We start from the raw sequence: 6776 nt of genomic DNA, 5'->3' as shown, positions 1-6776 counted from the left end.
GCGGCAGGGCGACGTTCTCGACGCAGGTCAGCTCCGGCACCAACTGCCCGAACTGGAAGACGAACCCGAACTCCGAGCGGCGCAGCGCGCTGCGCTGGGCGTCGCTCATCGTCGCCATCTCCTGCCCCGCCTGGGCGCCGTTCGTCACCGCACTCAAGACCCCTGTTGACGAGTCGGGGTTGCTGCGGACGCCGTAGCCGGTATCGTCGTCGGTGAAGAGGAACGAGCCCCCGCCACGGCGGGTATCCGTGACAGGGGCTCAGGCTCACTCAGGAGCCTTCGGAGGCCCCTAGTCCTTCTGGGGGCCTCCGGCTACCTGGTGATCCACCAGAGCCACCACCTCCTCACGTGCTTGGCCCACGGTTCCGGCAACCGCCGGGTGAGCCGACACACAAGAGTCAGCCTTGGCTTGGCATGACGTCCCATGGGTGCGCCTCCCTTTTCTCAGGGAGGCGGCCTTTTTTGTACCCGGAGCCGCCTCACTTCGGGCCGGGCCCCGAGGGGACGGGACCCGGAACAAGGGAGGCGCACCCGAGGGCGCGTCATATGACGGATATTACCGGCAACTCGCATATGCCGTGGACCACTTGAGCCAGGCAACGAAAAGGCGGTCACCCCCACTCAGGGGCAACCGCCTTCACGCGTACCGGAGTTGACCGGAGTCAACAGGTCAGGTGGGGTCAGGTCAGACCGCCGACCCGGCCTTCCACTGCGCCCAGTCCATGTTCCAACCGTTGAGCCCGTTGTCCGGAGACACCGTCTTGTCGCCGGTGTTGGAGATGACGACCACGTCGCCCACGATCGAGTTGTTGTAGAACCACGCCGCCGGCATGTTCTTGTCGCCCGCGCCCTTCACGTCCTGGAGGCCCACGCAGCCGTGGCTGGTGTTGACACTGCCGAACACCGAGGGCGAGCCCCAGTAGTTGCCGTGGATGAACGTGCCGGAGCTGGTGAGGCGGATGGCGTGCGGCACGTCCTTGATGTCGTACTCGCCCTTGCCGTCGTCATCCGTGAAACCGACCGTCGCACCGTTCATGCGGGTCTGGACGAACTTCTCGGACATGACCATCTGGCCGTTGTACGTGGTGTTCTCGGGGGAACCGGCCGAGATCGGGATGGTCTTGACGACCTTGCCGTCCTGCTCGACCTTCATCTGCTTGGTCTTCGCGTCGACGTACGAGACCTGGTTGCGGCCGATGTGGAAGGTGACCGTCTTCTGCTGCACGCCGTAGACCCCGGAGGCGCCCTCCACGCCGTCGAGCGCGAGCTTCAGCGTGACGGTGGAGTTCTCCTTCCAGTACTCGTCGGGGCGGCAGTCCATGCGCTGGGTGTTGAACCAGTGGCAGACGACTTCCTGGCCGCTGGTGGAGGTGACCGTGATGCCCTTCTGGACGGCGGCCTTGTTCGTGATCGCCTTGTTGAAGTTGATCGACACCGGCATGCCGACGCCGACCGTGGAGCCGTCCTCGGGCGTGAAGTTCCCTATGAAGCTGTTGGCCGGGGAGACCGTGGTGAACGAGGCGTTCTCGTGGGCGGCGAGCCCGGCGGAGTCCTTCGCCGTGGCCGCGACCTTGTACGTGGTCGAGCGCTCCAGCTGGGCGCTGGGCTTCCAGCTGAGCTTGTCGGCGGAGATGGTGCCCGCGACGGCCGTACCGTCCGCGGTCGTCATCGTCACGGCGGTGAGCGTGCCCTTGCTGACAGTCACCGCGGCCGAGTTGTTGATGGAGGCGTTGTCCGAACCGTCCGCCGGCGTGATCTTGATCTGCGCCTCGGAGGACTTCTTCGCCGCCGCCTCGTCGGCCTGGGACTGTGAACTCTGGCTCGCGTCGCTGCCGGACGACTTGTCGTCGCTGCCGGAACACGCCGTGAGCACGAGCACACCGCCGAGCAGTGCGGACGCGGCCACAAGACCCTTGCGCCGCTTACTGTCCGTCATCACACGCTTCTCCATCGTTGCCGAAAAACCTGAAAATCCCGAGTGACCCCGTTGACCCCGGCCTGGCCCCGTTGACTCTGGCCTGACTCCGCCGGCCCGTACGTAGTCCCGGTTAACCAAATTCTTAAGAATTCAACGCTACGACTGGTGCGTACCGTTCCGCTTGTCGCCCACATGTGGGGCACACCACGTCCACCGCGCCCACCGTGGCCCGCGGAACCGTTGAGACGACGAAACCCCGGGCAGCGGTTGCCGCCCGGGGTCACATTGTCCCGCGCACGGCTCAGCCGACCACTGCCACCCCGTCTGCTTCCTCATCGCCGTCGACATCATCCTCGTCGATGTCCCAATCCGGCGAATCCGGGTCGTAGTCGATCTCCTCACTGCTCCACGAGGCCTGGGCCAGCTCGACCCCGGGCATCTCACTGACCAGGTCGAACGGGTCCACGAGATAGGCGAGCGCCTCGGCGGTGTCTTCCGTCACAGCGGTCTCGGCGTGCGTGCGTTCGTCGCCGGGCAGCTCGGGATCGTCGGCGATCTTGGCCAGCGCGGCCTTGGTCACGGCGTCCTCGTTCTCGACTTCAAGAACGAGTTCGACACGAAGGCGTACAAAACGTGATGTCTCTGGGGTGCTCATGCCGGGAGCGTACGGCCCACAGCTCCCGTGACTTTCCCGCGACCCGCACAGTTCATTAGCATCGCTCCACACGGCCAATTCGCCAGCGCCACAAGGGGATCGATATTCCGTGTCAACCGCTCGCCGAACGATGCTGACCGCCACCGCCGCGGGCACCCTGCTGGGCGCCCTCTGGTTCGTCCCCTCCGCCAACGCGACGGTGACCGACCAGGCCAGAGTGGAGACTTCGGCGACGCCTGCCTCGCAGGTCACCCAGCAGGCACGGGTCACCTCGACCGACGGCGCCACCGATGTCACCCCCGCCTCGGACCACACCCAACTCGCCGACACCGGAAGCCCGAACACCACGCCGTACATCTTCGGCGGCACACTGTTCCTCGGCCTCGGCGCCGGTTTCGTGGTGTATTCGGTACGACGGGAACGGCTTGGCTTTTAACCTGCTTGACGTTCCTTTGACCCAACCTTCATAGTCCGCTCATGAAGAGATCATCGGGCATACGGCTGTGCGTCACCGTCGCGGTGGGCGCGCTGTCGCTGGCCCTCATCACCGGCTGCTCCGACGGCGGTTCGGACGACGCCAAGAGCAACACCGAGAACGCCGCCAAGGGTTCCGACAAGAGCACCGCAAAGGCGCTCACCGTCGCGGAGTTGAAGAAGCTGATCCTCGCCCAGGGCGACGTCGACGGCTACAAGGTCGCCGCGGTCAGCGAGGCGATCCCCGGCGGCAGGAGCGGCATCAAGACCGACGCGAAGTGCGAGCCCCTGCTCTACGTCATGAGCGGCCTCGCCCCGACCGACGCGCCTGCGGAGACCAACCGCATGGCCACCGCGGACAAGAAGCCCTCCGCCACCGCCTCCACCGACCTGGAGGACATGAGTGACGCCGACATCGAGAAGGCCCTCACCGACTCCATGAGCGTCGACGTCACGATCGTCGCGCTCTCGTCGTACGACGGCGACGGCGCCGAGAAGGCCGTCAAGGCCGTGTCCGACGCGGTCTCGGGCTGCTCCGGCGGCTTCACGGGGAAGGCCGGCGGCGAGGAGCAGAAGTTCACCAAGATCACCGCCGAGAAGGGCTCGGGGACCGGTGACGAGTCGGTGGCGTTCGCCGCGACGGGCGAGCCGGACGAGACGGACGGCAAGCCCTCCGCCGTGCACGCCGAGGTCGTCCGCCACGGGAACGTCGTCGCGACGTACTACACGATGAACCTCGGCGCGATCGTCGCCAACAAGGCGTACACGGTCCCGGCCGCGGTGATCACCGCGCAGTCCGCCAAGCTGAAGTGACGTACGGGGCCCGGCCGTTGTCACGGCCGGGCCCCGACAGCCTTACGAAGACGGCCTGTTGTTGGCCAACTCCCTTACCGCAGCGGCCCGGTGACCTTCTCCACGGCCTCCACCACATGCCCGCCGCGCACGAACGCGTCCGCAGCCGCCAGGTCGGGAGACAGGAACCGGTCCGGACCCGGGCCCTCAACTCCCGCCGCCCGTACGGCGTCGATGACCGCCCGGGACGCGGGCGCCGGGGCCAGTCCCTCCCGCAGCTCGACGGCGCGCGTCGCCGCGTACAGCTCGACGGCGATGATCCGGGTGAGGTTGTCGACGGCGGTGCGCAGCTTGCGCGCGGCCGACCAGCCCATGGAGACGTGGTCCTCCTGCATCGCGGAGGACGGGATCGAGTCGGCGGACGCCGGTACGGCCAGCCGCTTCATCTCACTCACCAGCGCGGCCTGCGTGTACTGGGCGATCATCAGCCCGGAGTCGACACCGGCGTCGTCCGCGAGGAACGGCGGCAGCCCGTGCGAACGGTTCTTGTCGAGCAGCCGGTCGGTACGGCGCTCGGCGATCGAGCCGAGGTCCGCGATGGCGATGGCGAGGAAGTCGAGGACGTAAGCCACCGGCGCGCCATGGAAGTTGCCGTTGGACTCCACCCGACCGTCGGGCAGGACAACGGGGTTGTCGACGGCGGACGCCAACTCCCGCTCGGCGACGAGCCGTGCGTGCGCGATCGTGTCGCGTCCGGCACCGGCGACCTGCGGGGCGCACCGCACCGAGTAGGCGTCCTGGACGCGCGGCGCGCCGTCCTGGTGGTGCCCGGTCAGCTCCGAACCGGCAAGCACGGCAAGCATGTTGGCGGCACTCGCGCCCTGCCCGGGGTGCGGGCGGATGGCGTGCAGCTCGGGCGCGAGGACCTTGTCGGTGCCGAGCAGCGCCTCCAGGGAGAGGGCGGCCGTGACGTCGGCGGACTTGTAGAGCATGTCGAGGTCGGCGAGGGCCATGACCAGCATGCCGAGCATGCCGTCGGTGCCGTTGAGAAGGGCGAGGCCCTCCTTCTCGCGCAGCTCGACGGGCGCGATACCGGCCTCCGCGAGCAGCTCACTGGCGGGCCGTACGACCCCGTCCGGGCCCTCGGCGTCGCCCTCGCCCATGAGCGTCAACGCGCAGTGGGAGAGCGGCGCGAGGTCGCCGGAGCAGCCGAGGGAGCCGTACTCGTGGACGACGGGCGTGATCCCGGCGTTCAGCACGTCGGCCATGGTCTGCGCGACCTCGGGCCGCACACCGGTGTGGCCGGAGCAGACGGTCTTCAGCCGCAGGAACATGAGCGCGCGGACGACTTCCCGCTCGACGCGCGGCCCCATGCCTGCGGCGTGCGAACGGACGATGTTGCGCTGCAACTGTGCCCGCAGTTCCGGGCTGATGTGCCGGGACGCCAACGCCCCGAAGCCGGTGCTCACCCCGTACACGGGCTCCGGCTTGGCCGCCAGCGCGTCCACGATCTCCCGCGCCGCGGCGAGCGCCGCGAGGGCCTCGCCGGAAAGCTCGATCCGGGCGCCTCCACGCGCCACGGCAAGAACGTCGGACGCGGTGACCCCGGACGTCCCCACCACCACAGTGTGCATATCCATATTCAGGAGCGTACGCATTGAATGCGGCGGTGTCACTACCGGGTGGCCACTTAGACCCTTACAGGTAGGTCACGTCCGACGGCCCCTGAAGCGGCGCCGCTCCGCCGGCATCTCCGGCGTCGGGGAGTCCGCGAGCTGTACGACGGGGTCGTCCGGGCCGTCGCGCCCGGCGACCACCGGTTTGTCCGCGCGGAGCGCCTTCGCACGGTACTGGGCCGCGTCCGCCAGCCGGAACAGCCGGCGGCCGGAACGCACCGCCCCGATGGGATCCTCGGTCGACGCGACCCCGCACGCGACACCCTCACCCAGCTCCAACTCGGCGGCGCGGCGGCACAGTTCGACCGCCGCGTCGACCACCTCGTCGGCGGGCGGCCCGACCGCGAGCAGACAGAACTCGTCCCCGCCGAGCCGCGCCGCGAGCGCACCGGGCAGCATCGCCCCGCACAGCGACAGCACCGAACCGAAGCGCTCAAGGAGCCTGTCCCCCACGGCATGCCCGCGGGTGTCGTTGACGCGCTTGAGCCCATTGAGGTCACACACAACCAAACTGACCACGACCCCGTCGCGCCGGTGCCGCTCGATCGCCTCGTCGAGCCGTACGTCGACGGCACGGCGGTTGGCGAGCCCGGTGAGCGCGTCCGTGAACGCCAGCCGCCGCGCCTCCTCCAGCCGCTCGGTCTGCGCGATCCCGGCCGCGACCACGGAGGCGAGAACGGTCGCGAAATCGGCGTCGCCCCGGTCGAACACGGCCGCACCGACCGGCCGCGCCACATACAGCTCGCCCCACGCCCGCCCGTGCAGCACGATCGGGGCGACCACACAGCATCCGCGCCTACGACGCCGTAGCGCCGCCACGCGCTGGTGGCAGTAGCCGGGGCTGCCCGCGGCCGGGCCCTCGGCGGTCTCGACCCAGGCGTTGGGCTCGCCGCCGCCGGCCCACCGCTCGTGCAGGAACTCGGTGATCTCCGGGAACTGGTGCACCGGATAGGTCTCCCCGTCCGGGAACTCCTCCTCGCCCTCGGCGCGCTCGCCCACGTTCACCAGGACCCGCAGCCGCCCCAGCTCCCGCTCCCACACCGACAGCGCCGCGAAACTCCCGTCCAGCGCCCGGCACGCTCCGGCCGCCGCCGCCCGCCAGGACTCCCGCGGGGTGTGCGCCGCCGCCATCCCCTGCGCCAGCTCCACCACGGCCGCCAGCCGCCTCTCCTCACCCATCCCTCCAGGCTAGGGAGGTTTAGGACATAGCGGGACATTGATGCGGCGAACAGGTGTCGTGAACGTGGGGTTGTCTGCCAGG

The 6776-nt window shown here is 68.9% G+C and carries 6 protein-coding genes and 1 pseudogene; 2 read left to right on the top strand and 5 right to left on the bottom strand.

Going from position 1 to position 6776, the window contains the following annotated elements; all coding sequences use genetic code 11:
* From ACNFOC_RS48605 to ACNFOC_RS48595, 3 genes and pseudogenes are all read right to left on the bottom strand, one after another.
* Positions 1-127: pseudogene (locus tag ACNFOC_RS48605) on the bottom strand (ABC transporter ATP-binding protein); the annotation flags it as partial.
* Positions 128-685: 558 nt separating this feature from the next.
* Complete coding sequence (locus ACNFOC_RS48600) at positions 686-1936, bottom strand: L,D-transpeptidase (RefSeq protein ID WP_416965407.1); 1251 nt, start codon at positions 1934-1936, stop codon at positions 686-688.
* A 283-nt stretch (positions 1937-2219) separates the two neighbouring features.
* Complete coding sequence (locus tag ACNFOC_RS48595; protein WP_416965406.1) at positions 2220-2573, bottom strand: hypothetical protein; 354 nt, start codon at positions 2571-2573, stop codon at positions 2220-2222.
* Between the two features lie 130 nt (positions 2574-2703).
* Here ACNFOC_RS48595 and ACNFOC_RS48590 point away from each other — a divergent pair, with 130 nt between their 5' ends.
* Together ACNFOC_RS48590 and ACNFOC_RS48585 are read left to right on the top strand one after the other, a co-directional pair.
* Positions 2704-3009: a hypothetical protein gene (locus ACNFOC_RS48590; protein WP_406131881.1), complete on the top strand. Its 306-nt coding sequence runs from the start codon at positions 2704-2706 to the stop codon at positions 3007-3009.
* A 41-nt stretch (positions 3010-3050) separates the two neighbouring features.
* On the top strand, positions 3051-3860 hold the full coding sequence (locus ACNFOC_RS48585) for a hypothetical protein (RefSeq protein WP_416965405.1): 810 nt from the start codon (positions 3051-3053) through the stop codon (positions 3858-3860).
* 74 nt (positions 3861-3934) lie between these two features.
* Here the strand turns inward: ACNFOC_RS48585 and hutH are convergent, their stop codons facing one another.
* Both hutH and ACNFOC_RS48575 read right to left on the bottom strand, forming a co-directional pair.
* Positions 3935-5473, bottom strand: a complete 1539-nt coding sequence (gene hutH, locus ACNFOC_RS48580) for a histidine ammonia-lyase (protein WP_416965408.1) — start codon at positions 5471-5473, stop codon at positions 3935-3937.
* Positions 5474-5548: 75 nt separating this feature from the next.
* The gene (locus tag ACNFOC_RS48575; protein WP_416965404.1) at positions 5549-6694 is read right to left on the bottom strand and encodes a GGDEF domain-containing protein; all 1146 of its coding nucleotides are present in this window, start codon (positions 6692-6694) and stop codon (positions 5549-5551) included.
* Between the last annotated feature and the right edge of the window lie 82 nt (positions 6695-6776).

This window comes from Streptomyces colwelliae (assembly GCF_048158785.1).
GTDB lineage: Bacteria > Actinomycetota > Actinomycetes > Streptomycetales > Streptomycetaceae > Streptomyces.
The sequence above is the reverse complement of the archived record's forward strand: the minus strand, read 5'-3'. Positions and strand labels throughout refer to the sequence as shown.